The following is a 24018-nucleotide window of genomic DNA, read 5'->3' as shown; positions in this document are numbered from 1 at the left end:
TGTCACCCCGTCAGCCCCCGCTCGATCGCTCGCACGAGCGGATCGAACGACAGCGCCTCCCCCGACGCGCGCAGCGCGAGCTCCGGCGCGGTCTCGCGCTGGCCCTCGGCGAAAAGATTCTCGACCATCCAGGGGCCGGCGGCTGGATTGCGGAACCAGTCTTCGTCGAACCTCTTCACGAGATACCGGGCGAGAACCGACTGCAGCTGCCATGCGCGCAGGTAGCGGGACGAATAGAAGCGGGGGTCGAGGTCGATGAATGCGTCGGCGCTCCGGTATCTGAAACCCGTGGCCGCGGAAAGGGTTTCCACGTACACATCCGGAAGAACGTCCCAGGACGTCTTTCCGCTGTATACCTCGAGCTCGTACAGGAGCTTGGCGCAGTACCGCCGGAGAAAGTGCAGCTCCTCGAACGCCGCCATCCGGAGAAACTCGCCGGCGTCGCTCTTTCCCAGCCCGGTGTACCGCAGCAGCCAGCCGCGATCCCGCATGAGGTGGTCGAACAGCATCGCGTAGCCTTCGGTCACGGAGTTGTCGCCCAGCCACCGGTACTCGAACGGATAGTGCGGGTCCGCGTAACCGAAGTGCAGCGCGTGCCCCAGCTCGTGCAGGAGCGTCGTGTAGTCGGCGACGCCGCCGTGCGGACGGAGCACCAGATAAACCTCTTCCGGCACGCGCACGGGGGCGCAGAACGCGCGCGAGTCCTTCCCCTCGCGCTCGGCCAGATCGAACGTGATCCTGCCGCCGGCGAACGGATCGATCGCGAGCTCCGCCGCGTGCCGCCGGATGGACGGTTCCAGATCCGACGCGGGAAACGCGCCGTCGAACTCCCTGCCGCGAAACAGCGCCAGCGCGTCCGCGCGCGTCGCTTCGCCGGGAGTGATCGCGAGATTCCGCCGGAGAAAGAAAGGCAGCGTGTCGTCCCACATCGCCCGGGTGTCGGCGATGAATGCGGCGCATTGCGATCCGAGATCGCGCAGGGAGAATCCGGTGAGCGTCTCGAACGTCGGGATGTACCCGTCGGCCAGCTCCAGCTCCTCGATGTACGCCTTCTCGCGCTGAATGCGCTCCAGCCGGAGCGGCCCGTGCTCCGCGGCCGCCGCCAGCGCGCGCGCGTCGTCGATCGCGAGACGCTCGGTCCGTTGCTTCGCGTTCGCGATCTCGATCGCCGCGCGCTGGTACGGGATGCGGCGCGCTCCGGCCACGTCGATCATGGCGGAGCTCTCCCACGCCACTTCCCGCTCGTCCAGCTCCACGACCGCGCGCGCCGCCTGGGACTCGATCTGCCACTCCAGCAGATAGCCCGCGGACCGGCGCTCTTCGGAAGACTCCGGCGAGGAGCGAAACAGGTCGAGCGTGAGCTCCAGCGCGTCGCGGCCGAGCACGGCGGCGTGCCGGTCGTAGATCGGCTGGAGCTCCGCCGTCGGCTTGTGTCCCGCGTGCGCGAGATACCCTTCCCTGGAAATCTCTTCGGTGAACGCCTGACCCTCCCGGCGTAGCCGCTCGAGGGTGAGCGCGGTCACCTCGCGATCTTTTCGCTGATGTACTCGCCCACCCGCTCGGCGGGGAGCCGGATCTGCCCGAGTGTGTCGCGGTCGCGGATCGTCACCGTTCCCTCCGCGAGCGAGTCGCCGTCAATCGTTACACAGAACGGCGTGCCGACCTCGTCCTGCCGCCTGTACCGCCGGCCGATCGCGCCGCTGTCGTCGTAGAACACCGGGAACGAGGCGCGCAGCTCGGCGGCCAGCTTCTGCGCCATCTCCGGCATCCCGTCCTTCTTCACCAGCGGAAATACGCCCGCCTTGATCGGCGCCACGAGCGGAGAGAGCGCGAGCAGGGTCCGCCCTTCATCCTCACCCGCCACGCTTTCCTCGCGGTACGCGTTGGTGAGGACCGCGAGAGCCGTCCTGTCCGCGCCGACGGACGTCTCGATGACCCATGGCACGAACCGGCGGTTGTTGGGCTGGTCGAAGTACTCGAGCTTCTTGCCGGAGAAGGTCTGATGCTGCGTCAGGTCGAAATCCCCGCGATTGTGGATTCCCTCGATCTCCTGCGGGCCGAGCGTCCCGGAGAAATCGAACTGGATGTCGAAGGCGGCCTTGGCGTAGTGCGCCAGCTCGGCCCCGGTATGCTCGTGGAAGCTGAGGCGCTTCTCGTCCAGACCGAGTGACGCGTGCCAGCTCATGCGCTCGGCCTTCCAGTAGTCGAACCACTTCGGCGCGTCGTCCGGCTCCACGAAGAACTGCATCTCCATCTGCTCGAACTCGCGCGTGCGGAAGATGAAGTTCCCCGGCGTGATCTCGTTGCGGAACGCCTTGCCTATTTGCGCGATCCCGAACGGCACCTTCTGCCGCGTGGACTGCTGCACGTTGAGGAAGTTGACGTAGATCCCCTGCGCCGTCTCCGGGCGCAGGTACGCCACCGACGCGCTGTCCTCGACCGGCCCCATGAACGTCTTGAACATGAGGTTGAACTGGCGCGGCTCGCTCAGCGTCCCCTTCATTCCGCACGCCGGGCATTGCGCGTCGGGCGCGCCGGGAGTGCCCTTGATCCTGGGATCGTCGGCACGGAAGCGCTTCTTGCAGTTCTTGCAGTCGACCAGCGGATCCACGAAGCCCGCGACGTGGCCGCTCGCCTCCCATACGCGCGGGTGCATCAGGATCGCGGCGTCGAGACCCTCGATGTCGTCGCGCGCGCGGACCATCGCGTTCCACCACAGCTCCTTGATGTTGCGCTTGAGCTCGACGCCGAGCGGGCCGTAGTCCCACACGGAGCCCGCCCCGCCGTAGATCTCCGACGACTGAAAGATGAATCCCCGTCTCTTGCACAGTGAGACGAGCTTCTCCATGACGTCAGTCCCCGATTTCGCCGCGCTGGTCATGCGTCTTCCAGTCCTATGATTTGGTCGCGCCGGGTCCCGACGCTCACGTAGGTGATCGGCGCCGTGACGAGCTCCTCGATCCTGTCGAGGTATCGGCGCGCCTGCCCGGGCAGATCCTCGAGCGAGCGCGAGTCCGACGTCGCCGTCCGCCACCCTTCGAGCCACTCATACTGGGGCTCGACCGACTCGAGCGCGGTGAGATCGCCGGGAAATTCAGTGTGCAGCTCTCCGTCCACGACGTAGCCGGTGCACACCGCCAGCTTGTCGAGCGTGTCGAGCACGTCGAGCTTGGTGACCGCGAGATCGGTGAGACCGTTGATTCTCACGGCATAGCGCACGACGACCGAATCGAACCAGCCGCACCGCCGCGGCCGCCCGGTGGTGGCGCCGAACTCGTTGCCGAGCTGGCGCACGCGGTCGCCCAGCTCCCCCGCCAGCTCCGTCGGGAGCGGGCCGTTGCCGACGCGCGTGGTGTACGCCTTGACGACGCCGAGCGCGGCGTCGAGCGCCATGGGCGAGATGCCCGCTCCGATCGCGGCACCGCCCGAAGTCGTGCTGCTCGACGTAACGAACGGGTATGTGCCGTGGTCGATGTCCAGCAGCGACCCCTGCGCGCCCTCGAGCAGCACCGCGGCGCCGCCCATGATCGCCTCGTGCGCGGCGAGGCCGACGTCGGCCGCAAGCGGGAGGAGCCGCACGGCGAGTCCGTCGAGCAGCTCCAGCGTGGAATCGACGTCCGCGCGCGCCGACGAGCCGAACGCGGCGAGCCGAGCGTTGGCGTGCGCCACTCCCTGCTCGACCAGCGCGCGGAGCTTCCTGCCGTGGCGAAGATCGAGCACCCGCACTCCGCGGCGCCCGACCTTGTCCTCGTACGCGGGCCCGATCCCGCGCCCGGTGGTGCCGATCTCGCGGTTCGCCGCGCTCTGCGAGTCCACGAGCTTGTGGTACGGCAGCACCATGTGCGCGCGGTCGCTGACGTGCAGGCGACCTTCGACTTCGATCCCCTTCGCGATCAGCTCGTCGATCTCGGTGAACAGCGTCTCCGGATCGAGCACCACTCCGTTCCCGACCGCGCACTGCACGCGCGGGTGCAGGATTCCGCTCGGGATCTGGTGCAGGACGAAAGTCGTGTCGCCGATGTGCACCGTGTGGCCGGCGTTGGCGCCACCCTGGTAACGGATGACCCAATCGGCCCGCTCCGCCAGGACGTCCACGAGCTTGCCCTTGCCTTCGTCACCCCACTGCGCGCCGACGACGACGACGGTGCGCCGAACAGAATCGAACATTTCTTAATGCCGTTGAGATGGCCGCAGCCCGTATTCTAGCACCCGGCAGCGGCGTGGTGGCGCTCGGGGCGCCTCAGGACTCGTCGATCGGTCGGGTCGGTCCTTCCGCGGTGCCCACGAAAACAACCGATTCACCGGTCGTGAGGAGGGATTCCTCATCCGTGGCGGTCTCTGACTCCCGCGGAAGCGTGATCGTAAAGGTCGAGCCCTCGCCGAGCGTGCTGCGCAGGTCGACATGACCGCCCAGCGCCTCCACGAGCTTCCTGGTGATGCTGAGCCCGAGACCGGTCCCGCCGAACTCCCTCGTGCTCGACTGATCCACCTGCCGGAAATCCTCCCAGATCCCCGCGAGATGCTCCTCGGCGATCCCGATGCCGGTATCGACGACCGAGATGCTCACGATGCCGTTCTGCGCTACGGCGGTCACGCCGACGCTGCCGCGGTGGGTGAACTTCACCGCGTTCGACAGGAGATTGAGCATGATCTGCTTGACCTTCGTCCTGTCCGTGCGCATCGGCACGGTCCCGGGATCCATTTTCCAGGAGAAGACGAGTCCCTTTTTGCGGAAGAGCGGCTCCATCTGCGACGTCACTTCCAGCAGGATGTGCCGCAGGTCCACGTTCTCGAGATGCAGCGGCATGCGGCCGGCCTCGATCCTGGCGAGGTCGAGGATGTCGTTGATCAGGACGAGCAGGTGCTGCGCCGAAGCGTGGATGCGCTGAAGCGCCTCGACCTGGCGGTCGTTCACGTCGCCGTAGATCTTGTCGAGGATCAGCGCCGTGTACCCGATCAGCGCGTTGATCGGCGTGCGCAGCTCGTGCGACATGCTGGCGAGGAACTCCGACTTCAAGCGGTAAGCCTTCTCCAGCTCCTGCGACTGCCACTGCAGCCGGGCGTTCTGGGCGGCCAGATCGGACGTGGCCGCGCGGATGCGGTCCTCGAGCTGGCTGCTGAACGTCTTGAGCTCGCGGTACAGGCGCTCGTTCTCCGCCTGCTCCGTGAGGTCGTGCAGCACGGATACGATCGCCATCGGCTCGCCGCGGGCGTTGAAGATCTTGCCCGACACCACTTCCACGGGCAGCTCGACGCCGCTGTCGGGCACGCTGAGGCTCATCTCCTCGCGCCGCGACGCCTCGGGGTGGATCGTGAAATCGGAGATGAACGTGGTGAATTTCGTGTCGTTGGCGCGGACCGACTGCGCGCGCTCGCGCCGCATTCCGGCGGATGACTTGTCGTCGGTGGCGTCCAGCGAGAAGAGCGCCTCGGCCTGCCGGTTCATCAGGATGATGTTCGAGCGATCGTCGGTGACGAGAATGGGGTCCGCCACGTTCTCGAGGATCAGGTCCAGGCGGTCGCGCTCGCGGGTGACGTCCTTCTCGGCCACGAGCGCGCGCTGCACCTGCCGCTCCAGCTCCCTCGCCGCACGGCGAAGGTCGGTGACGTCGCGCAGGACGGATACGACGGAGCCCGGCTCGATGCCCGTGTCCGGCTCGAGCCGGTGCGTGAGCACCTCGAACAGCAGGTCGGCCCCCTCGTCCGGGTCCACCATGTTGAGCTCGCGCGCCCCGGCTTCGGCCGGCGCGCCCATGGCGGTCTTCGCCAAGTGCGACGTGAACAGGAGGTTGTTGATCTCGACCGCGCGGCGGCGACCCTCGGAGTCACGCTCCTTCATCGAGAGCAGGTGCTCGGCGCGCTTGTTCTGCACCACGATGTCGGCCGTCGAGCTGGTGATGATGATCGGATCGAGCAGCGAGTTGATGAGCGCGCTCAGGAGGTCGCGCTGCTGGTCGAGCCGCTCCGCGGACCGGCGGTATTCCTCCACCGCGAACATCCGCGACAGCACCGGTCCCGCCAGCGACGCCGCGTGAAACAGCTGCGTCACCATCTCTTCGTCCGGCTGCGCCTCGAGAATGACGATGCCGCACGGCGCGTGGCCGGCGCGGCGACGGCGCTCGCGCGGATCGGCCATGTGCACCGAGCACGACTTGAGCTCGAGCGACTCGACCTTGTCGTCGGGAATGAAATCGACCGCGCCCTTGAACTGGGGCTGCGGGAATGGGATCGCGATCCAGCTACCGAACGGAATCCCGGACGCGGTCGTATCGGAGCTCGCGCACGACACGGGCCGGAGGGAGAGCGTTGCCGCCACCAGGGGGTGGCGATCGTCGGCGAGCGGGATGGAGATGGCCGGCTTCTCGCCGGGAGCGAAACCGACCGCCGCCACGGACTCGAGCTGCTGCTGCTGCGGATCGATCGTGAGCACGCACCCCCGCGTGGCGCTCGCGACGTCGGCGAACTGCGCGACCAGGAAGGCCGCGGCAGTGGAGAACTCGTTGGCTTCCGAGATGACTGAGAGAAGCTCGGCTAGCCGCTCTCCGCTGAGCTGCTGGCTCGGCGCGACGGCTAAGCCGTCACGCGTTACGCTGCTCAAGCCGGCGTCTCAGCTCGACATTCTCCGCCTGAACTCTCGTCGTGCCGGATGATGCAGTACACGTACTTGCCGCCCGCCTCGGTCGCCTCGACGCTGCCGGTGTCGGTGTCGGTGTCGGTGTCGGTGTCGAACGGAACCGGCTGCTCGGTCATGCCTGAACGGTTTCCATGTTGGTCAGCTCCATGCCGCAAAGAAGATCCAAACCGCAATCCCTAGACCGATGGCCACCTTCATGGCCGCTGCGACCGCCCTTCCCACCAGCGCTCCGAGCGCGGCGCGCGACGCATCCCTCTTCTCGGCGCCCGCGCCGAGCTCCGCGATGAGCGCGCCGGCGAACGATCCGGCGAACGCTCCGACCAGCGATCCTATAATAGGTATTGGTACACCCATTATCGCGCCAATCGTTCCGCCGATTATGGCACCCCACGCGCCCCTGCGAGACCCTCCGTAGATACGGACGTACCTCGCCGAGAGCACGTATTCGATCACCTCGGCGATGCCCGCGAGCAGAGCGACCAGCACAAGAGTAGCCGTGCTGATCGCCGCTCCGCCACCCGAGTAGGCGTAAATGAGCGCCGCGCCGAGCATTACCCACAGCCCGGGGAGCCCGAAGGGGATCATGATGAGCGATGCGATGAGCACGATCGCAAGAAGTAGCAGCGCCACTCAGCCCTCTCTTTCCATGAAGTTCGTGACCACCTCGACCGCTTCCGCGACACCCGTGCCCGTGAGTCGATCAGGGCTGTCTCCCGGCGTGTGAATGCGAGCGAGCGTCGAAAAATTACCCTTGCTGATCGTCACGGCATCCCAGTCGGACCGGCTCAGCGCGGACGAATCGACCATGATTCCCGGCAGAACCTTCCTCACCCTCAGATCGGCCCCGGTCTCGGAAGCTGCGAGCCGCAGCTGGCCTGCAAGAGGGTTGTCCGGATCGGACATGCAAGTAAGTGCCCCTACGTCGTCGAGGGCGTCAAAGTTTATCGCATATTTCGTATGCCGGGTCGCGTGTCGCTCGGCTTGGTCCTGAACCCAGGCCCACGCCCCGGCCAGGCCCACCTCTTCCGCGCTGGTCAACAGGACGCCGACCGGGGTTCCGGTCGGCGTATTGGCGGCGGTGAGCATGGCGGCCGCAACGCCGCTTGCGTTGTCCAGGGCGCCCCGCGACCGGTTCCCGACAGTCGAGAGCAGCACGGCCAACGACCCGGCGGTGCCCGCGATCGTGACCGGCACCCAGAACGCGTTGCCGAGGTCGTACACTCGCGGAATGAAAGAGGCGACGATTGTCAGCAGCATCGCCGACGACGCGAGCAGGATCCCGCCGATGCGCACGAGCATCGGGACCGGCTGTGACTTGGAATCGAGATGCGCCATCAGCCAGACCCGTGGAGCGCCGCCGCGAACGGCGATGAGATTGCGCGCGCGTCGCAACATGAACCGCGGGCGACGCATCATATTCCTGGCCGCGAGGAACAGGATCGGCAGCAACGGCAGAAAAACCATGGCCGCGCGAACGGTCTGCTCGGGCACGGTGTGGTCCAGTGCCGCGCCCAGCACGGCGAACCAGGTCAGCGAGAGGAGGCCGAACAGCGGTACGGCCCACGTGCCCGGCAGCGCGGAATAGCTGAACTCTTCCTCCGTCACGGCGAAGCCGGCGCGCATCAGATAGTCCGCGCAGAACTTTCTCGCCCGGGCCTCGCCCTCCGTGCCGGCGGCGCGCGGCGTTTCGGCGATCCGGTCTATGAGGCGCTTGGCCTCTCGCGCCGGACTCCTATGGGGCAAACCCCATCCGCTCCTTCACCTCGCGCATCGTCTCCTTCGCCACCGCGTGCGCTTTCTCCGCGCCTTCGCGAAGCGTCGTGTCGACCGTGGCCGGATTCGACCTGATCTCCGCCGCCCGCTCGCGAATCGGATCCAGCTCCTTCTTCATGGATTCGAACAGCACCTTCTTGCAGTCGATGCACCCCCAGCCAGCGGTGCTGCACTGCAGCGCGACGTGCTTCACCGTGTCCGGCGGGCTGAACGCCTTGTGCAGGTGGTAGATGTTGCACACCTCCGGCGTGCCGGGATCCGTGCGGCGCACGCGCGCGGGATCCGTCACCGCCGGCTTCAGCTTTTCCCAGATTGCCGCCGGCTCCTCGAGCAGCCCCACGGAGTTGCCGAGCGACTTCGACATCTTCGCGTTTCCGTCCAGCCCCATGACGCGCGCCGTCGGCGTGACCTCCTCTCTCGGCTCCGGGAAGAAGGGCTTCTCCGGCGAGAAGCGCAGATTCCACTTCCGCGCCACCTCGCGCGAGAGCTCGAGATGCTGCAGCTGGTCCTCGCCCACGGGGACCAGATCGGCCTTGTACAGCAGGATGTCGGCGGCCTGCAGCACCGGATACGTAAGCAGGCCGACCGGGATGCTTTCCTGCCGGCTGGACTTGTCCTTGAACTGGGTCTGCCGCTCGAGCTCGCCGAGCGGTGTGATCGTGTTGAAGATCCACGCGAGTTCCGTGTGCTCCGGCACCGCCGACTGCAGGAACAGCACGGCACGCTCGGGATCCACGCCCGACGCCAGAATCGAGATCGCCATGTCGCGCGTCCGCTCGCGCAGCAGCGCGGGGTCGTACTCGACGGTGATGGCGTGGTAATCCACGATGCAGTAGAACGAATCGAACCGCTGCTGCAGCGCGACCCAGTTCTTCACGGCGCCCAGGTAGTTGCCGATGTGCAGCTCGCCGGACGGTTGAATCCCGCTGAAGATCCGTGACATTGGGGAGAGAATTTAGGCGTTAGCTTGCTTGTACGCTGCCCATGATTGGGTGGCAAGGGAATCCAAGCTGTTAGCCGTGAGTTGATTAGTGGACAGCAGGAAGTACGCTTCGGGACTGCCAAGTTCTGAGCCGTGCCAGTACTTATGGCTCAACACTGGTGCTCCGCTTGTCTTACTTCCCGCTCTCAACTGATTGTTCGACTCACCGCCAACAGCTCGGATCCCTCCTCCGAATTCGTGGAGGTCGCCTTTACGCAGAGTCCAGCCTGAACGACAAAACAGACGGATCCCGTGAGCCTCGACGCCGCTGAGCTGTCCCGCCTCGCGCGCACCGTGCAGGCGGCCGCACTGGGCGCCGGCGAAATCATCCGGAGCGCCGCGCCGACTTCGTCCTCGCTCGTGTGGGAGCACAAGGGCGCGGCCGACTTTGTCAGCGAAGTGGACAGGAACGCAGAGCAACACATCCTGTCGGTGCTCGGCAAAGAGTTCGCCGGCGCGATCATCATCGGCGAGGAGTTCTCCCCCGAGGCAGTCTCGGGCGCCGGGCTGTCGTTCATCATCGATCCGCTCGACGGCACCACGAACTTCCTGCACGGCTTCCCGCACTACGCCGTGTCCATCGGCGCCGCTTACGGAGACGACCTGCTCGCCGGCGCGATTCTCAACGTGCAAACGCGCGAGCTGTTCGCCGCGTCCGCGGGCTGCGGCGCGACGCTGAACGGCGAGCCGATCCGCGTATCGAACGAGACCGCGCCCGAGCGCGCGCTGATCGGCACCGGGTTCCCCTTCAAGCAGCTCGAGCATCTGCCGCAATTTCTCCGGCAGTTCGCGCTGGTCACTCGCCGCACCGCCGGCGTCCGCCGCGCGGGCTCGGCGGCGCTCGATCTCGCCGACACCGCGTGCGGCCGGTTCGATGCCTTCTGGGAGCTCGGCCTCGCGCCGTGGGACGTGGCCGCTGGGGTTCTGCTGATCCGCGAAGCCGGCGGCCTCGTCACCGACCTCCAGGGCACGGATGCGATTCCCGGCTTCGGCGCGTACGTTGCCGGCGGACGCGAAATGCACGCGTGGCTCCTACGCACGTTGGACGAGGCCGTGGAGCAGTGACTAGTCACTAGTCACTAGTCACTAGTCACTAGTCACTTATCTTACGCCCCATGAAACTCGTCGAATGCGTCCCCAATTTCTCCGAGGGACGGCGCCCCGAAGTAATCGAAGCCATCCGCTCGGCCATCGCGTCGGTCGAGGGGGTCGCCATGCTCGACGTGTCGTCCGACGACTCACACAATCGCTCGGTCATCACGTTCGTCGCCCCGCTGGACGCGGCTGTCAATGCGGCGTTCGCCGGGATTCGGGAAGCGCGTGACCGGATCGACCTGACCAAGCACACCGGCGAGCACCCGCGGATGGGCGCGACCGACGTAGTGCCCTTCATCCCGCTCGAAGGCACGACGATGGAAGACTGCGTCGCGCTCGCGCGCGCGCTCGGCGAGCGCGTGGGGCGCGAGCTGGAGATTCCGGTCTACCTGTACGAGCGCGCGGCCACCCGCCCGACTCGCGAGAACCTCGCCGACGTGCGGCGGGGCCAGTTCGAGGGCCTGCTTGCCGAGATCGGCACCAATCCGGAGCGCGAGCCCGACTTCGGCCCCAACCGCTGTCATCCCACTTTCGGCGCCGTCGCCATCGGCGCGCGGCCGTTCCTCGTTGCGTACAACGTCTATCTCGGCGCGGCGTCGAACCTCCCCGTGGCGAAGAAGATCGCGAAGGCGGTGCGCGGCTCGTCCGGCGGCTTCCGCTACGTGAAGGGGCTCGGTCTCGAGGTGGACGGCCAGGCGCAGGTCTCGATGAACCTGGTGGACACAACACAGACGCCGGTGCATCGCGTCTTCGACTTCATCCGGATGGAAGCGCAGGCGCACGGCGTCCCGGTGACGTGGAGCGAGATCGTCGGACTCGTGCCGGAGAGCGCGCTGTTCGAGACCGCCGCGCACCATCTTCAGCTGGCGCAGTTCACGACCGAGCAGGTGCTCGAGGCGCGCGTGCGCGAGCACGCGGCGGGCGGCGAGAGCGTCAGCGGCTTCCTCGGCGCGCTGGCTTCGTCCGCGCCGGCGCCCGGCGGCGGCAGCGTCGCCGCGCACGCGGGCGCTCTGGGCGCGGCGCTGGCGCAAATGGTAGCCGGTCTTACCATCGGCAAGAAGAAGTACGCGTCCGCCGAAGCGGAGATGCAGGAGCTCGCGATCCGCGCCGCGGCGCTCGGCAACACATTGTCAGCGCTGGTCAAGCGCGACGCGGACGCCTACACCGAAGTCTCCACCGCGTACGCGCTGCCCAGGGAGACAGACGCCGACCAGGCGGCGCGCGAGGCAGCCATCCAGGCTTCCCTCACGAAGGCGGCGGACGTGCCCCTGGAGACCGCGCGCGCCTGCGCCGAAGTCGCCGAGCTGGCGCTGGCCGCGGCCGAGCGTGGAAACACGAACGCCGTATCGGATGCGGGGGTGGCGGCGCTGCTCGCGGAGGCCGGCTGCAAAGCCGCGTCGTACAACGTGCGCATCAACGCCACGTCCATCACCGACAAAGCCGTGGCGAAGCGATTGAACGATCAGGCGGCGGAGATCGTGAGCCGCGTGTCGGCGATCGCGGAGAAGGTCGCGGCTAGGGTCGAGGCGACGCTGACGCAGTAAGCACTCGCGGGCCGTTCTCGGTGATCGCGACGGTGTGCTCGAAGTGCGCCGAGCGCGAGCCGTCCACCGTGACGATCGTCCACTTGTCCGGCATCGTGCGCGTGTCCGCCCGGCCCGCGTTCACCATCGGCTCGATCGCGATCGTGAGTCCCGGCACCAGCCGCGTGCCGCGCTGCGGCTTGCCGAAGTTCGGCACCTGCGGCTCCTCGTGGAAGCTCTCGCCGATGCCGTGTCCCACGAGGTCCTTCGCGACTGAGAAACCTTCGCTCTCGACGACGCTCTGCACAGCCGCGCCGATGTCGCCGATGTGATTGCCGAAGCGGGCCGCGGCGACGCCGGCCGCCAGCGCGCGCCGCGTCGCGTCGAGCAGTCGCGCCGACTCCGCCGGTATCTCTCCCACCGCGACCGTCGTGGCCGAGTCGGTGTGGAATCCCTCGAACAGCACGCCGATGTCTATGGACACGATGTCGCCCTCGCGCAGCACGCGCTTCTTCGACGGGATCCCGTGCACGATCTCGTTGTTGATCGAGGTGCAGATGCTGCCGGGAAACCCGTACAGCCCCTTGAACGACGGCTTCGCGCCGGGGTTGGAGCGGATGAAATCCTCCGCGATCCGGTCGAGCTCGAGTGTGCTGATTCCCGGCTTGACGGCTTTCTCGAGAACGTCCCGCGCGGCGGCGAGAATCGCCCCGCCCTGCGCCATCCGGTCGATCTCGCGGACCGACTTGAGCTGGATCACTCTTGCTTCAGGGCCTCGAGCGCGCGTTGCAGCACTTCTTCCAGGCTGCCGTCCGCGTCGATCTTGAGCAGCGCCTCCTTCCGATCCTCGTACCACTTGATCACCGGCGCTGTCTGCTCCTTGTACACGCGCAGCCGGTTGCGCACCGCTTCCGGCTCGTCGTCCTTGCGGCGCACGAGCGTGCCGCCGCACTTGTCGCACTTCGTGCCTGGCTCGCGGTCCTTGTACGGGTGCTGGCACTTGTCGCACACCGTGCGGGAGCTGAGCCGCGCGACGAGCTTGTCGTCGTCTATGTTGAACAGCAGCACCTTGTCCACTCCCCGGCCCAGCTCGGCCAGCATTACGCCGAGCCCGTGCGCCTGCGGCACCGTCCGCACGACGCCGTCGAGGATCGCACCGTCCTTCGTCTCATCGCCCGCGAACTTCTCCCGCATGATGCCGAGTATGACTTCATCGGGGACGAGGTCCCCTCGGTCCATGTAGCTCTTGGCTTCCTTGCCGAGCTTCGTCCCGTCGCGCACGGCCGCGCGCAGCACGTCGCCCGTCGCGATCTTCGGGATGCCAAGCTCTTTGGCGAGCAGCTCGCCCTGGGTGCCTTTGCCTGCGCCCGGTGGGCCGAGGAGGAGGAGAATCACTGAGAACGCTCTTGGCTGTTGGCTGTTAGCTGTTGGCCGTTCGCCCGCACAAGGTTGGAGCGGAAGCGCTCCGGCGGCGCGTTACAGCATCGGCTCCGATGCCCGGGTCGGCGGCGGTGTCCGGGTCCCCGCCAGCGGCGTCTGAGCAACCGAGGAGACTCGCTCCGCGAGGCTCCGACCGAGCGAAGCTAGCCGCCGGAGCGGGACCCGGAACCGCAGCCGACGCGCGCATACAAACGCAGAATCCTAGAACGCGCCGCCGGGAGCGCGCCCGCGGAACCGCACGCGTCCTTTCTTCATGAACCCATCATACTTGCGCAGCAGCAGGTGCTGCTGCATCTGCGCTAGCGTATCGAGCGCCACACCGACGACGATCAGCAGCGACGTTCCGCCGAACTGGAACGGCACGTTGATCATGTCGGCCAGGAACACCGGCAGCAGCGCGATGAACGCCAGGAACAGCGCGCCCGGGAAGGTGATCCGCGACATCACGTGATCGATGTAGTCCGCCGTCTTGGACCCCGGCTTCACGCCCGGAATGAACCCTCCCTGCTTCTTCAGGTTCTCCGACAGGTCCACCGGATTGAAGATGATGGCCGTGTAGAAGTAGGTGAACGTGACGATCAGCACGACCGACAGGATGTAATACAGCCACGTCCCCGGGCTCAACATCTCGGAGATCCGCTGTGCCGTGGGGTTCGAGCTGAACTGCGCGAACGCGCCCGGCACCACGATCACCGACTGCGCGAAGATGATCGGCATCACGCCCGACGCATTGACGCGCAGCGGGATGAAGTTCTTGGTCGCCTCGCGCATCCTGCCGCGCGCCATCGTCCGCTGCGGGATCTGGATCATCACGCGCCGCGCCGCCATCGTCACCGCGACCGTGCCCGCCACGACCGCGAGCATGATCAGGCCGAGGACGATCAGGGAGAACGGCCCCACCACGCCCGTGCTCACGAACCGCAGCGTGGAGAAGATGCCCGGCCAGAACCGCTCCACGATCGAGAAGAAGATCAGGAGGCTGGCGCCGTTGCCCAGCCCGCGCTCGGTGATCTGCTCGCCGAGCCACATGACGAACACGGCACCGGTCGTGAGGAAGAGCACCATCTGCACGGTGAAGGCGAAGCCCGGATTCGCTACCGCGCCCTCCAGCGACTGCGTGAACAGCGCGAAGCCGTACCCCTGGACCATCGCGAGTCCGACGGTCATGTAGCGCGTCCACTGATTGACCTTCTTCCGGCCCTCTTCGTCCTTGTTCAGCTTCTCGACCGTCGGCACCACGGCCGCGGCGATCTGCATGAAGATGCTGGCCGAGATGTACGGCATGATGCCGAGGGCGAACACCGTCGCCCGGGAGAGACCGCCGCCGACGAACAGGTCGTACAGGCCCAGCAGTCCCGCCCCGCCGCGGTTGGCGAAGAAGTCCGTGAGCGCGATCACGTCGATGCCGGGCGCGGTGATGTGCGCGCCCACACGGTAGAGCAGCAGACACAGAAAGGTGAAGCTGATCTTCTGCCACAGCTCCGGTGTCCGGTAGATGTTCGCTACCGCTGCCGCCGCGTTCGGTTGTGCCATGTCAGTCCTCGACGCGGCCCCCGGCCGCCAGGATTTTCTCGCGCGCGCCGTCGCTCATCTTCACGCCGCGCACCGTCAGTGCCTGCGTCACTTCGCCGTTCGCCAGCAGCTTCGCGGGACCTTTGCCCGCGCGGATCAGCCCGGCTTCCGCGAGCGACTCCGCCGTGACTTCCTTGCCGCCCACGTGCTCCAGGTCGCTCAGCCGCACGACCTGGTGCTCGACGCGGAACGGATTCTTGAAGCCGCGCTTGGGCAGCCGGCGCGTCATGGGCATCTGACCGCCCTCGAAGCGCGGCTTGCCGCCGCCCGGACCGTGGTGGCCCGCGCGCGCCTTGATGCCCTTGTGACCCTTGCCGGACGTCTTGCCCGTGCCCGAGCCCGGCCCGCGGCCGATGCGCTTGCGGTTACGGTGCGAGCCCGGCGCCGGAACCAGATTGTGCAGCCCGATCTTGTCGCTCATTTCTCTTCCTCTTTCACCGGCGTGACCTTGATCAGGTGACGCACGTGCTTCAGCTGCCCGCGCAGCGAAGGCGAATCCTTGTGTACCACCACGTCCTGGTGGTGCTTGAGTCCGAGCGCTTCGAGCGTGCGCCGCATGCGCCAGGAATGGCCGATGCCGCTCCGGACCTGCTCGATGCGAACCATGCCGGACGTGAGCGTGTTGGGCTCGGTCCGCTTGGGTCCGCGCGTCGGGTGCCATACGTGAGTCCGTGCCATCAGGCAGTCTCCTTCACTTTCGCCCGTGAGCGGTACGGCAGCGAGCTGACCTCGACGCCGCGCTCGCGCGCGATCTGCTCGACCGTCGTGAGCTGCTGCAGCCCGTCGAGCGCCGCCAGCACCATGTTGTGCGGGTTCGTCGAGCCGAGGCTCTTGGTGAGAATGTCGGTGATGCCCGCGCATTCCATGACGGCGCGCACCGCGCCGCCGGCGATCACGCCCGCGCCCGGCGCGGCGGGACGCATCAGCACCTTGCCGGCGCCGTGCTCGCCCACCACCTCGTGCGGGATCGTTCCACCCGTGCGCGCGACCGGCGCCATCCGCTTGCGCGCGGAATCCACCGCCTTGCGCACCGCTTCCGACACCTCGTTGGCCTTGCCCGTGGCGAAGCCGACCTTGCCCTGCCCGTCGCCGACCGCGACCAGCGCGTTGAACGAGAAGCGCCGTCCGCCCTTCACGACCTTGGCCACGCGATTGATAGCGATGACGTTCTCCACCAGATCGCTGCCGCCGTCGCGCGAGTCCTTGTCGCCGCGCTTGCCGCCCGGGCCGCCACGACCGCCGCCGGGGCCGCCCCGGCCGCCGCCCGGGCCGCCGCGACCGCCGCCGCCTTGACCGCCGCGGCCCCTACCCGCTCCGCCGCCGCCGCCGCGCGCGCTGCCGCCGCGCACCGGACGCTCGACCACCGCTTCCGCTCCGCTGTCCGTGGACTCGGGCGAAGGCGCGCTCGAATCGGGCGTCGTGTTGTCGGACCGGACCACCGGCTCCGCGCTCTGCTCTTCCTTCTCAGACATCTCTAAAACTCCAGGCCCGCTTCGCGGGCGCCGTCGGCCACGGCTTTGACGCGGCCATGGTATTTGTAGCCGGAGCGATCGAAGACCACCTTCGTAAAACCGGCTTCCTTTGCTTTTCTGGCGATCAGCTTGCCGACCTCGACCGACCGCTCGCTCTTCTTCCCGTCGAGCGCCTGATCGGACACGGTCGCGAGCGTGCGCTGCGCGGTGTCGTCCACGAGCTGCGCGTATATGTGCTTCAACGAGCGGTGCACCACGAGGCGCGGACGCTCGGCGGTGCCGCTCACCTTCTTCCGCACGCGCTGGTGCCGGCGGAGCCGGCGGCCTTCACGCGAGCGCAAACCACGAATTCTGGCCATTACTTTGCCCCTGCCTTACCGGCTTTGCGGCGCACCTGCTCGCCGGCGTATTTGATTCCCTTGCCCTTGTACGGCTCGGGCGGACGCAGACCGCGAATCTCCGCGGCGACCTGGCCGACCACTTCCTTGTTCGCGCCGTCGACGACTACCTGGGTCGGCTGTGGCGCGCTGAGCTTGATGCCCGGCGGAGCCTTGTACTCGATCGGGTGCGAGTAGCCGAGCGCGAGCTGCAGCCCGTACGGGCGCGCCTCCGCGCGGTAGCCGACGCCGACGATGTCGAGCGTCTTCTGGAAGCCCTTGGTGACGCCCTCCACCATGTTCGCGACCAGCGTGCGGCTCAGGCCGTGCAGCGCCTTGTGCCCGGACTCGTCGGACGGCCGGCTCACGACGACCGCGTCGTCCTTCAGCTCGACGCTGAGCTCCGGGTGGATCGTGCGCGAGAGCTCGCCCCGCGGCCCTTTCACCTTCACCGTATTGCCTTCGACGGTGACGGTGACGCCCTTCGGGATCTCGATCGGATGCTTGCCAATGCGTGACATGGACTATTCCTCTACCAGACCACGGCGAGCAGCTCGCCACCGGTGTTCGATTTTCTCGCCTGCTGGTCGGACATGACGCCCTGCGACGTGCTCAGGATCGCCATGCCGAGGCCGTTGCGGACGCGCGGGATCTCGCCGCAGCCGACGTACTTCCGCAGCCCGGGGGACGAGACGCGCTTGAGCTCGCGAATGACCGGCTGTCCGCCGTGCGCGTACTTCAGCACCACGCGCAGCGTCGGCTTGCCCTTCTCGTCCTCGAGCATGCGGTAGTCCTGAATGAAGTTGTTCTCCTTCAGGATCCGCGCGATCTCCACTTTTACCTTCGAGGCCGGCATGTCCACGCGGCGATGCTTCGATCCGCAGGCGTTGCGGATCCGCGTCAACATGTCGGCGATCGGGTCGGTCATGCTCATCTGGTCTGTCCCTGTGTGATTTACGTCGCTGTTAGCTGTTGGCTGTTGGCTGTTGGCTAGCTAAGAGCCAATAGCCAATAGCCAATAGCTTCGTTGCTACCAGCTGGCCTTGCGCACGCCGGGGATGAACCCGGCCAGCGCCATTTCCCTGAAGCAGATCCGGCAGATGCCGAACCGGCGCAGCGGAGCACGCGCTCTGCCGCAGCGGTTGCAGCGTCTGCGAAGCCGCACTTTGAACTTCGGCTTCAGTTTCGTCTTCTCTACCAGTGATTTCGGTGCCATATGGTCTCTGTTGTTCGTTGCTAGCTGCTAGCTGCTAGCTGTTTGTTTGTTCGCCGCTGCCCTGTCGTCGCCCCGGAACGGCATCCCCAGATGCCGCAGCAGCGCGATCGCGACGTCGTCGCGGTTCGTCGTCGTGACGAACGTGATGTCCATGCCGTGGACCTTGTCCACCATGTCGTAGTTGATCTCCGGGAAGATCATTTGCTCCTTCACGCCGAGCGTGTAGTTGCCGCGCCCGTCGAAGCCGCGCGTCGGCAGGCCGCGGAAATCGCGCACCCGCGGGATCGCGACCGTGATCAGGCGGTCGAGGAACTCCCACATGCGCGCGCCGCGGAGCGTCACCGACGCGCCGATCTCCTGGCCCTCGCGCAGCCCGAAGTTCGAGATCGACTTCCTGGCCTTGCGGCGAACCGGGCGCTGGCCGGTGATGATCGCGAGCTCCGACACGATCGTGTCGAGCACCTTCGCGTTCTTCGTCGCCTCCCCCACGCCGCAATTGACGACGATCTTCGAGACCGTCGGCGCCTGGTGCACGTTCTTGAAGCCGAACTGCGACATCAGCCGCTCGCGGATCTGAGTCTGGTAGTGGAGCTTGAGCCGCGCAGGCGGCACGGGCAGTCCCGCGCCGGCGTGCTCGGCCTGGACCTGGACGCCGTCCTTCTGCGCCTTGCCCGCGCCGCCCTTGCCCTTGCCGCTCTTGCCCGCGGCCTTGTCGGCGCCGGCCTTCTTCTCTTTGGTCTCAGCCATTCTCTATCGCTCCGTGCAGGTCAGCGCGTGCGCGGGATGGAGTCCCCGCTCTTCACGCTCAGACGCTCCTTCGTTCCGTCGGCGTCCACCCGCGCGCGCGTGCGCGTCGGGCTGCCGGTCTTCGGGTCGAGCAGCATCAGGTTGGACGCGTGCACCGGCGCGGGCATCTCGATGATCTCGCTCTGCTCTTCCGGCTTGGTCGCCCGCCTGTGCTTCTTGACCATGTTCACGCCTTCGACGATCACGCGCCCCGTCTTCAGGAACACGCGCGCGACCTTGCCTTCCTTCCCCTTCTCCTCGCCGCGCATGACGCGCACCGTGTCGCCCTTGGACACGTGGATCTTGAAGCGCTCCGCGTTCCGCTCGTGGCGGATGCGGTTCTTGTCCTTCAGGGTCCGGCGATGCTTGAGCACTCTCATTTACAGAACCTCTGGCGCCAGCGAGACGATCTTCATGTACTTCTTCTCGCGCAGCTCGCGGGCGACCGGCCCGAAGATGCGCGTGGCTCTCGGCTCGCCGGTCTCGTTGATGATCACGACGGCGTTCTCGTCGAACCGGATGTACGAGCCGTCCTTCCGGCGCGTCTCCTTGGCGGTGCGCACGACGACCGCGCGCGCCACCTCCGACTTCTTCACCGTCCCGTTCGGCAGCGCGTTCTTGATGGTCACGATCACGGTGTCGCCCAGGCCGGCGTAGCGCCGTCTGGTTCCGCCGAGCACGCGGATCACCAGCGCGTCCTTCGCGCCCGAGTTGTCCGCCACTTTGACCATTGATTCCTGCTGGATCATTTCACTGTCTCGTTGTTCCGACGTTGTAGTGACTAGTCACTAGTCACCAGTCACTACCTGGCCCGCTCGACGATCTCCACCAGCCGCCAGCGCTTGTCCTTCGACAGGGGGCGCGTCTCCATGATGCGCACCGTGTCGCCGGTCTTCGCCTCGTTCTGCTCGTCGTGCGCCTTAAGCCGGCGGGTGCGAGTCACCATCTTGCCGTACACCGGATGCGGAACGCGGCGCTCGATCGCTACGACCACCGTCTTCTGCATCTTGTCGCTCACGACCAGCCCGATGCGCGTCTTCCGCGCGTTCCGGACTTCCGTGCGAGTGCCCGTCATCTCTGCCATTCTCTCTCCAGCCCTTTGCTAGCGGCGCGCGCGCTTCGCCGGTCTCTTCGACCGTGAAGCCGGCGCACCGGAACCTTGTTTCGGCGCCGCGAGCTGCTTCTCGCGGAGCACCGTGTTGAGCCGCGCAATGTCTTTGCGAATGACGCGCAGCTTGAGCGGCGACTCGAGCGTCTCGGTCGCGGAGCGGAACTTGAGGCGGAACAGCTCCTCCTCCAGCTCGGCGATGCGCGCGCGGACGTCCGCCTCGCTCAGCTCGCGAATGTCACTTGCCTGCATCTGCGTGCGCCTCCTCGCGTACCACGAACTTCGTCTTCACGCTCAGCTTGGCGGCCGCCAGAGCCATCGCCTTCTGGGCGATCTCCGGCGTCACACCCTCGAGCTCGAACATCACCCGCCCGGGCTTCACCACCGCCACCCAGCCCTCGGGCGAGCCCTTGCCCTTACCCATTCTCGTCTCGGCCGGCTTCTTGGTGATCGGCTTGTCCGGGAAGATCCGGATCCAGACCTTGCCGCCACGCTTGATGTGGCGCGTGAGCGCGACGCGCGCCGCCTCGATCTGCCGGTTCGAGACCCAGCCGGGCTCGAGCGCCTGCAGGCCGAACTGGCCGAACGACACCTTGGAGCCGCGCGTCGCGTGACCGCGCGTGCGGCCCTTGAACATCTTGCGGAACTTGACCCGCTTGGGACTCAGCATTTCGCTCTACCCCTACACGCCGGTTGAATACGTCTTGCCGCGACGGTCTTCCACGATCTCGCCCTTGTACAGCCACACCTTCACGCCGATGGTGCCGAACGTCGTCTTCGCCGTGGACGTGGCGTAGTCGATGTCCGCGCGCAGCGTGTGGAGCGGCACCCGGCCCTCGTGGTAGCCCTCGACGCGCGCGATCTCGGCGCCGCCCAGGCGGCCGCCGCACTTGATCTTGATCCCGCCGGCGCCCATCCGCATCGCACTCTGCACCGCGCGCTTCATCGCGCGGCGGAACGAGACGCGCTGCGCGAGCTGGTTGGCGATGTTGTCCGCCACCAGCTGCGCGCTCAGCTCGGGGCGCTTGATCTCCTCGACGTTGACGCCGACTTCCTTGCCGGTGAGCTGCGCGAGCTCGTCGCGCAGCTTGTCCACCTCGGTCCCCTTCTTTCCGATGACGACGCCCGGGCGGCCCGTGTGGATCGTCACCACGACCTTGCCCGGCTTGCGGTCTATCTGAATGTCGGCGATCGCGGCGTGGCCGAGTCGCGTCTTCAGATACGTGCGCAGCAGCTCGTCTTCCTTGAGGAGAGCCGGGAAATCCTTCTTCGCGAACCAGCGCGAGCGCCAGTCCTTGGAGATCCCGAGACGGAATCCGGTAGGATGTACTTTCTGTCCCATTACTTGTTGCCTCGCTGCTTCGCTTCCTTGGCGGCCACGACGATCTCGACGTGGCTCGTGCGCTTCTCGATCGGCGTGGCGCGACCCTGCGCCGCCGGCATGAACCGCTTGAGCTTCGGCCCTTCGTTCACGATCGCGTGCTTGACGTACAGCGTGTCCACGTCGAGCGACTCGTTGTCCTCGCGCGCCTTGTACTCCGCGTTGGCTACCGCCGAGCTCAGCACCTTCTCGATCTGCTTGGCCGCGTGCTTCTTGGAGAACTTGAGGATCGCGAGCGCTTCGTTCACGTTCTTGCCCCGGATCTGATCAATCACGAGACGCATCTTGTACGGCGACTGGCGCGTGGTGCGCTGGATGGCTCTCGTCTCCATCATCTCGGCGCTCCCGGCCCGCCGCTCGGGCCGCCTCTCGCGGCCGGAACGCCACCCGCCTTCTTGTCCACCGCCTTGTTCGCGCCCGTGTGGCCGCGGAACAGCCGCGTCGGCGCGAACTCGCCGAGCTTGTGGCCGACCATGTTCTCGGTCACGTACACGGGAATGAACTTGTTGCCGTTGTGCACGGCGAACGTGTGCCCCACGAAATCAGGGATGATCGTGCTCGCGCGCGACCACGTCTTGATCACCTTTTTCTCGTTGCGCTCGTTCATCGCGTCGACTTTCGCGACGAGCGACTCGACGACATATGGACCCTTTTTTACGCTGCGTGCCATAAAATCTGCTCTTGGCTGTTGGCTGTTGGCTTTTAGCTCTGCGTCGCTTTGCCGCGCTTCCGCCCACGCACGATCAATCGCTGCGAAGGCTTCTTCTTGTTCCGCGTCTTCACGCCTTCCTTCTTGCCCCACGGGCTCACCACGTTGCGGCCGCCTCGCGTGCGTCCGCCGTGCGGATGATCCACGGGATTCATCACTTCGCCGCGCACCTTCGGGCGGCGACCCTTCCAGCGCGAGTGACCCGCCTTGCCGTGCGACAGCAGCTCGTGCTCCGCGTTGCCGACCGTGCCGATGGTGCCCAGGCAGTTGCCGTGCACCAGCCGCATCTCGGTCGACGCCATGCGCAGCGTCACGTACTCGCCTTCCTTCGCCACCACCTGCAGCGACGTGCCCGCCGAGCGCGCCATCTGTCCGCCGCGGCCGGGGAGCAGCTCGACGTTGTGCACGTCCGTGCCGAGCGGGACCTCGCGCAGCGGCAACGCGTTCCCGATGCGGATGTCGGAGCCGGGGCCGGACACGATCTTGTCGCCGACCGCCAGTCCGCGCGGGTGGATGATGTAGCGCTTCTCGCCGTCCTCGTACGAGACGAGCGCGATCCGCGCCGAACGGTTCGGGTCGTACTCGATGTGCTCGACGGTCGCGGGCATGCCGAAGCGGTTCCGCTTGAAGTCGATCTTGCGGTACATCCGCTTGTGCCCGCCGCCGCGGCGGCGCATCGAGATGTGCCCGTGATTGTCGCGGCCGCCGCTCTTCTTGAGCGGCTCGAGCAGCGACTTCTCGGGCTCCGTGCGCGTGATCTCCTTGAAGTCGGGGACCGAGCGGAAGCGCGAGCTCTTGGTAACGGGCTTGAACTGACGAACGGGCATCGCTTAACCCTCGAAGATTTCGATCGTGTCACCCTCTTGGAGCGTCACGATTGCTTTTTTCCAGTGCGGGCGGCGGCCCGTCGTCGTTCCGACGCGCCGCGCCTTGCCGCGGCGGTTCGACGTCCAGACGCCGGTGACCTTCACGCCGAAGAGCGACTCGATCGCGGTCTTGATCGCGTTCTTGTTCGTGCCCGAAGCCACCTCGAACGTGTACTCGCCGCGCGACTGGTAGGCGGCCGAGCTCTTCTCGGTAACGACCGGCCGCACGATCGTGCGGTGAACTGTCGACATCGCTTATCTCCCCTTCTTCTTCTTCGGTGCGGACTTCTTCTTGGCGGCCGACTTCTTCGGCGCCGTCTTCTTGGCGGTCTTCCCACCGGCTGCCGAGGCCGTCGCCCGCTTGGCCGGGGACCGCGCGGCCTTGGCCGCCTTGGAGCCGCTGCTCTTCTCCGCGCTCTTGCGCGCGGCGGGAGCTTTCTTCGTGGCGGCCTTCCGCGGCGCCTTGTCGGCCGGCTTCGCCTTCGCGGCAGGCTTCTTCACCGCGCGCCGGACCGGCGCGCTCTGATCCTCCGAGCGTTCCAGCTCGCCGCCGAGGGCCGACGACTCGATCACCACCACGTCCGACCAGAGGATGTGATAAGTCGAGACGTCGCTGTACGGCAGCACGTGCGCCCACGGGATGTTGCGGCCACTGAGGTACACGTTCGGCTTCGCGCCGTCGGTCAGCAGTAGAACCTTGCTGCCGTCCACTCCGAGCAAGACCAGCAGGTCGCGCATGCGGTTCGTCTTCGGCGCGTCGAAGTCGAGCGGCTCGATGACGATGATCGCGTTCTCCCGGGCGCGCGCGTTGAGCGCGCTCTTCCGGGCGAGCGCACGCACCTGCCGCGGCACGTACTCGGCGTAGCTGCGGGGCGAGGGTCCGAACACCGTGCCGCCGCCGACGAACGTCGGGGGGGCGCGCGCCCCCGCGGCTGAGATTATTCGCTAGGCCGCAGGGGACGCGCCTTTGCTGCTCCGTCCGTCAGGTTGCATGGCGCAATCAGAACCGCGCGGATGTGCCGCGTAAGGAAAGGAAGTGGGTATGGCTAAGCTCGTGTTCGGAATGAACCAGTCCCTGGACGGC

Annotated in this window: 31 protein-coding genes and 1 pseudogene; 2 read left to right on the top strand and 30 right to left on the bottom strand. The window is 66.8% G+C overall.

From position 1 onward, the window contains the following. Positions 1–2 precede the first annotated feature (2 nt). The 8 genes from WEA80_12115 to trpS form a co-directional block, all read right to left on the bottom strand. Positions 3–1523: a hypothetical protein gene (locus WEA80_12115; GenBank protein MEX1187326.1), complete on the bottom strand. Its 1521-nt coding sequence runs from the start codon at positions 1521–1523 to the stop codon at positions 3–5. After that, positions 1520–2881, bottom strand: a complete 1362-nt coding sequence (locus WEA80_12110) for a glycine--tRNA ligase (protein MEX1187325.1) — start codon at positions 2879–2881, stop codon at positions 1520–1522. Before WEA80_12110 ends, WEA80_12115 begins: the two co-directional genes overlap by 4 nt. Further along, positions 2878–4167 carry an adenylosuccinate synthase gene (locus WEA80_12105; protein ID MEX1187324.1) on the bottom strand — a complete coding sequence of 430 codons (1290 nt, stop codon included), beginning with the start codon at positions 4165–4167 and terminating at the stop codon, positions 2878–2880. The genes WEA80_12110 and WEA80_12105 overlap by 4 nt, the downstream gene beginning before the upstream one ends. Before the next feature lie 73 nt (positions 4168–4240). Further along, a complete protein-coding gene (locus tag WEA80_12100; protein ID MEX1187323.1) occupies positions 4241–6598 on the bottom strand; it encodes an ATP-binding protein in 2358 nt (785 codons plus the stop codon). Then, positions 6595–6750, bottom strand: a complete 156-nt coding sequence (locus WEA80_12095; protein ID MEX1187322.1) for a hypothetical protein — start codon at positions 6748–6750, stop codon at positions 6595–6597. Before WEA80_12095 ends, WEA80_12100 begins: the two co-directional genes overlap by 4 nt. Positions 6751–6772: 22 nt before the next feature. Then, positions 6773–7264: a DUF456 domain-containing protein gene (locus WEA80_12090; GenBank protein ID MEX1187321.1), complete on the bottom strand. Its 492-nt coding sequence runs from the start codon at positions 7262–7264 to the stop codon at positions 6773–6775. After that, positions 7265–8377 carry a M28 family peptidase gene (locus WEA80_12085; GenBank protein MEX1187320.1) on the bottom strand — a complete coding sequence of 371 codons (1113 nt, stop codon included), beginning with the start codon at positions 8375–8377 and terminating at the stop codon, positions 7265–7267. Continuing rightward, complete coding sequence (gene trpS, locus WEA80_12080) at positions 8367–9350, bottom strand: tryptophan--tRNA ligase (GenBank protein MEX1187319.1); 984 nt, start codon at positions 9348–9350, stop codon at positions 8367–8369. The genes WEA80_12085 and trpS overlap by 11 nt, the downstream gene beginning before the upstream one ends. A 291-nt stretch (positions 9351–9641) precedes the next feature. Here trpS and WEA80_12075 point away from each other — a divergent pair, with 291 nt between their 5' ends. Continuing rightward, positions 9642–10454 carry an inositol monophosphatase family protein gene (locus WEA80_12075; protein ID MEX1187318.1) on the top strand — a complete coding sequence of 271 codons (813 nt, stop codon included), beginning with the start codon at positions 9642–9644 and terminating at the stop codon, positions 10452–10454. A gap of 50 nt (positions 10455–10504) precedes the next feature. Continuing rightward, positions 10505–12028, top strand: a complete 1524-nt coding sequence (ftcD, locus tag WEA80_12070; protein ID MEX1187317.1) for a glutamate formimidoyltransferase — start codon at positions 10505–10507, stop codon at positions 12026–12028. Here ftcD and map read toward each other — a convergent pair. From map to rplD, 22 genes and pseudogenes are all read right to left on the bottom strand, one after another. After that, a complete protein-coding gene (map, locus tag WEA80_12065) occupies positions 12000–12767 on the bottom strand; it encodes a type I methionyl aminopeptidase (protein ID MEX1187316.1) in 768 nt (255 codons plus the stop codon). The genes ftcD and map overlap by 29 nt on opposite strands. Beyond that, complete coding sequence (locus WEA80_12060) at positions 12764–13402, bottom strand: adenylate kinase (protein MEX1187315.1); 639 nt, start codon at positions 13400–13402, stop codon at positions 12764–12766. The genes map and WEA80_12060 overlap by 4 nt, the downstream gene beginning before the upstream one ends. Before the next feature lie 246 nt (positions 13403–13648). Continuing rightward, positions 13649–14980 carry a preprotein translocase subunit SecY gene (gene secY, locus WEA80_12055; GenBank protein MEX1187314.1) on the bottom strand — a complete coding sequence of 444 codons (1332 nt, stop codon included), beginning with the start codon at positions 14978–14980 and terminating at the stop codon, positions 13649–13651. Between the two features lies 1 nt (position 14981). Continuing rightward, a complete protein-coding gene (rplO, locus tag WEA80_12050) occupies positions 14982–15440 on the bottom strand; it encodes a 50S ribosomal protein L15 (GenBank protein ID MEX1187313.1) in 459 nt (152 codons plus the stop codon). Beyond that, the gene (gene rpmD / locus WEA80_12045) at positions 15437–15625 is read right to left on the bottom strand and encodes a 50S ribosomal protein L30 (GenBank protein MEX1187312.1); all 189 of its coding nucleotides are present in this window, start codon (positions 15623–15625) and stop codon (positions 15437–15439) included. Before rpmD ends, rplO begins: the two co-directional genes overlap by 4 nt. A 71-nt stretch (positions 15626–15696) precedes the next feature. Beyond that, positions 15697–16197, bottom strand: coding sequence for a 30S ribosomal protein S5 (gene rpsE, locus WEA80_12040; GenBank protein MEX1187311.1), 501 nt, complete (start codon positions 16195–16197; stop codon positions 15697–15699). Between the two features lie 296 nt (positions 16198–16493). After that, the gene (gene rplR, locus WEA80_12035) at positions 16494–16850 is read right to left on the bottom strand and encodes a 50S ribosomal protein L18 (protein ID MEX1187310.1); all 357 of its coding nucleotides are present in this window, start codon (positions 16848–16850) and stop codon (positions 16494–16496) included. Continuing rightward, entirely contained in the window at positions 16850–17389 is a 540-nt protein-coding gene (gene rplF / locus WEA80_12030; protein ID MEX1187309.1) for a 50S ribosomal protein L6, read from the bottom strand. Before rplF ends, rplR begins: the two co-directional genes overlap by 1 nt. 11 nt (positions 17390–17400) lie before the next feature. Continuing rightward, the gene (gene rpsH, locus WEA80_12025) at positions 17401–17802 is read right to left on the bottom strand and encodes a 30S ribosomal protein S8 (protein MEX1187308.1); all 402 of its coding nucleotides are present in this window, start codon (positions 17800–17802) and stop codon (positions 17401–17403) included. A 96-nt stretch (positions 17803–17898) separates the two neighbouring features. Continuing rightward, positions 17899–18084 carry a type Z 30S ribosomal protein S14 gene (locus WEA80_12020; GenBank protein MEX1187307.1) on the bottom strand — a complete coding sequence of 62 codons (186 nt, stop codon included), beginning with the start codon at positions 18082–18084 and terminating at the stop codon, positions 17899–17901. Positions 18085–18111: 27 nt separating this feature from the next. Further along, positions 18112–18696, bottom strand: a complete 585-nt coding sequence (gene rplE / locus WEA80_12015) for a 50S ribosomal protein L5 (GenBank protein ID MEX1187306.1) — start codon at positions 18694–18696, stop codon at positions 18112–18114. Positions 18697–18851: 155 nt separating this feature from the next. Continuing rightward, positions 18852–19250: a 50S ribosomal protein L24 gene (gene rplX, locus WEA80_12010; protein ID MEX1187305.1), complete on the bottom strand. Its 399-nt coding sequence runs from the start codon at positions 19248–19250 to the stop codon at positions 18852–18854. Then, entirely contained in the window at positions 19251–19619 is a 369-nt protein-coding gene (rplN, locus tag WEA80_12005; protein ID MEX1187304.1) for a 50S ribosomal protein L14, read from the bottom strand. It lies immediately after the preceding gene. Positions 19620–19672: 53 nt separating this feature from the next. Beyond that, the gene (gene rpsQ, locus WEA80_12000; protein ID MEX1187303.1) at positions 19673–19945 is read right to left on the bottom strand and encodes a 30S ribosomal protein S17; all 273 of its coding nucleotides are present in this window, start codon (positions 19943–19945) and stop codon (positions 19673–19675) included. Positions 19946–19972: 27 nt separating this feature from the next. Further along, on the bottom strand, positions 19973–20230 hold the full coding sequence (rpmC, locus tag WEA80_11995; protein MEX1187302.1) for a 50S ribosomal protein L29: 258 nt from the start codon (positions 20228–20230) through the stop codon (positions 19973–19975). Then, complete coding sequence (rplP, locus tag WEA80_11990; protein MEX1187301.1) at positions 20217–20648, bottom strand: 50S ribosomal protein L16; 432 nt, start codon at positions 20646–20648, stop codon at positions 20217–20219. The genes rpmC and rplP overlap by 14 nt, the downstream gene beginning before the upstream one ends. A gap of 6 nt (positions 20649–20654) precedes the next feature. Beyond that, positions 20655–21320 (bottom strand): annotated as a pseudogene (gene rpsC / locus WEA80_11985) (30S ribosomal protein S3). Next, positions 21320–21691: a 50S ribosomal protein L22 gene (rplV, locus tag WEA80_11980; GenBank protein MEX1187300.1), complete on the bottom strand. Its 372-nt coding sequence runs from the start codon at positions 21689–21691 to the stop codon at positions 21320–21322. The pseudogene rpsC and the gene rplV overlap by 1 nt, the downstream one beginning before the upstream one ends. Beyond that, positions 21691–22029, bottom strand: a complete 339-nt coding sequence (rpsS, locus tag WEA80_11975) for a 30S ribosomal protein S19 (protein MEX1187299.1) — start codon at positions 22027–22029, stop codon at positions 21691–21693. Before rpsS ends, rplV begins: the two co-directional genes overlap by 1 nt. A 32-nt stretch (positions 22030–22061) precedes the next feature. Beyond that, positions 22062–22895 (bottom strand): 50S ribosomal protein L2, encoded by an 834-nt coding sequence (gene rplB, locus WEA80_11970; GenBank protein ID MEX1187298.1) that lies wholly within the window; start codon positions 22893–22895, stop codon positions 22062–22064. Between the two features lie 3 nt (positions 22896–22898). Continuing rightward, positions 22899–23186: a 50S ribosomal protein L23 gene (gene rplW, locus WEA80_11965; GenBank protein ID MEX1187297.1), complete on the bottom strand. Its 288-nt coding sequence runs from the start codon at positions 23184–23186 to the stop codon at positions 22899–22901. A gap of 3 nt (positions 23187–23189) precedes the next feature. Continuing rightward, positions 23190–23873 (bottom strand): 50S ribosomal protein L4, encoded by a 684-nt coding sequence (gene rplD / locus WEA80_11960; GenBank protein MEX1187296.1) that lies wholly within the window; start codon positions 23871–23873, stop codon positions 23190–23192. Between the last annotated feature and the right edge of the window lie 145 nt (positions 23874–24018).

The sequence above is a fragment of the Gemmatimonadaceae bacterium genome, assembly GCA_040882285.1.
Classification (GTDB): Bacteria; Gemmatimonadota; Gemmatimonadetes; order Gemmatimonadales; family Gemmatimonadaceae; genus JACDCY01.
The sequence above is the reverse complement of the archived record's forward strand: the minus strand, read 5'-3'. Positions and strand labels throughout refer to the sequence as shown.

Coding starts and splice junctions, on each gene's coding strand:
- secY (MEX1187314.1), bottom strand. CDS start 14,980: ATGGCACAACCGAACGCGGCGGCAGCGGTAGCGAACATCTACCGGACA.
- rplO (MEX1187313.1), bottom strand. CDS start 15,440: ATGAGCGACAAGATCGGGCTGCACAATCTGGTTCCGGCGCCGGGCTCG.
- rpmC (MEX1187302.1), bottom strand. CDS start 20,230: ATGCAGGCAAGTGACATTCGCGAGCTGAGCGAGGCGGACGTCCGCGCG.
- rplP (MEX1187301.1), bottom strand. CDS start 20,648: ATGCTGAGTCCCAAGCGGGTCAAGTTCCGCAAGATGTTCAAGGGCCGC.
- rpsQ (MEX1187303.1), bottom strand. CDS start 19,945: ATGACGGGCACTCGCACGGAAGTCCGGAACGCGCGGAAGACGCGCATC.
- rplR (MEX1187310.1), bottom strand. CDS start 16,850: ATGGCCAGAATTCGTGGTTTGCGCTCGCGTGAAGGCCGCCGGCTCCGC.
- rplW (MEX1187297.1), bottom strand. CDS start 23,186: ATGTCGACAGTTCACCGCACGATCGTGCGGCCGGTCGTTACCGAGAAG.
- WEA80_12020 (MEX1187307.1), bottom strand. CDS start 18,084: ATGGCACCGAAATCACTGGTAGAGAAGACGAAACTGAAGCCGAAGTTC.
- rplV (MEX1187300.1), bottom strand. CDS start 21,691: ATGGAGACGAGAGCCATCCAGCGCACCACGCGCCAGTCGCCGTACAAG.
- rpmD (MEX1187312.1), bottom strand. CDS start 15,625: ATGGTTCGCATCGAGCAGGTCCGGAGCGGCATCGGCCATTCCTGGCGC.
- ftcD (MEX1187317.1), top strand. CDS start 10,505: ATGAAACTCGTCGAATGCGTCCCCAATTTCTCCGAGGGACGGCGCCCC.
- rplX (MEX1187305.1), bottom strand. CDS start 19,250: ATGAGAGTGCTCAAGCATCGCCGGACCCTGAAGGACAAGAACCGCATC.
- rplN (MEX1187304.1), bottom strand. CDS start 19,619: ATGATCCAGCAGGAATCAATGGTCAAAGTGGCGGACAACTCGGGCGCG.
- WEA80_12110 (MEX1187325.1), bottom strand. CDS start 2,881: ATGACCAGCGCGGCGAAATCGGGGACTGACGTCATGGAGAAGCTCGTC.
- rpsH (MEX1187308.1), bottom strand. CDS start 17,802: ATGAGCATGACCGACCCGATCGCCGACATGTTGACGCGGATCCGCAAC.
- WEA80_12105 (MEX1187324.1), bottom strand. CDS start 4,167: ATGTTCGATTCTGTTCGGCGCACCGTCGTCGTCGTCGGCGCGCAGTGG.
- rpsS (MEX1187299.1), bottom strand. CDS start 22,029: ATGGCACGCAGCGTAAAAAAGGGTCCATATGTCGTCGAGTCGCTCGTC.
- trpS (MEX1187319.1), bottom strand. CDS start 9,350: ATGTCACGGATCTTCAGCGGGATTCAACCGTCCGGCGAGCTGCACATC.
- rplB (MEX1187298.1), bottom strand. CDS start 22,895: ATGCCCGTTCGTCAGTTCAAGCCCGTTACCAAGAGCTCGCGCTTCCGC.
- rplF (MEX1187309.1), bottom strand. CDS start 17,389: ATGTCACGCATTGGCAAGCATCCGATCGAGATCCCGAAGGGCGTCACC.
- WEA80_12095 (MEX1187322.1), bottom strand. CDS start 6,750: ATGACCGAGCAGCCGGTTCCGTTCGACACCGACACCGACACCGACACC.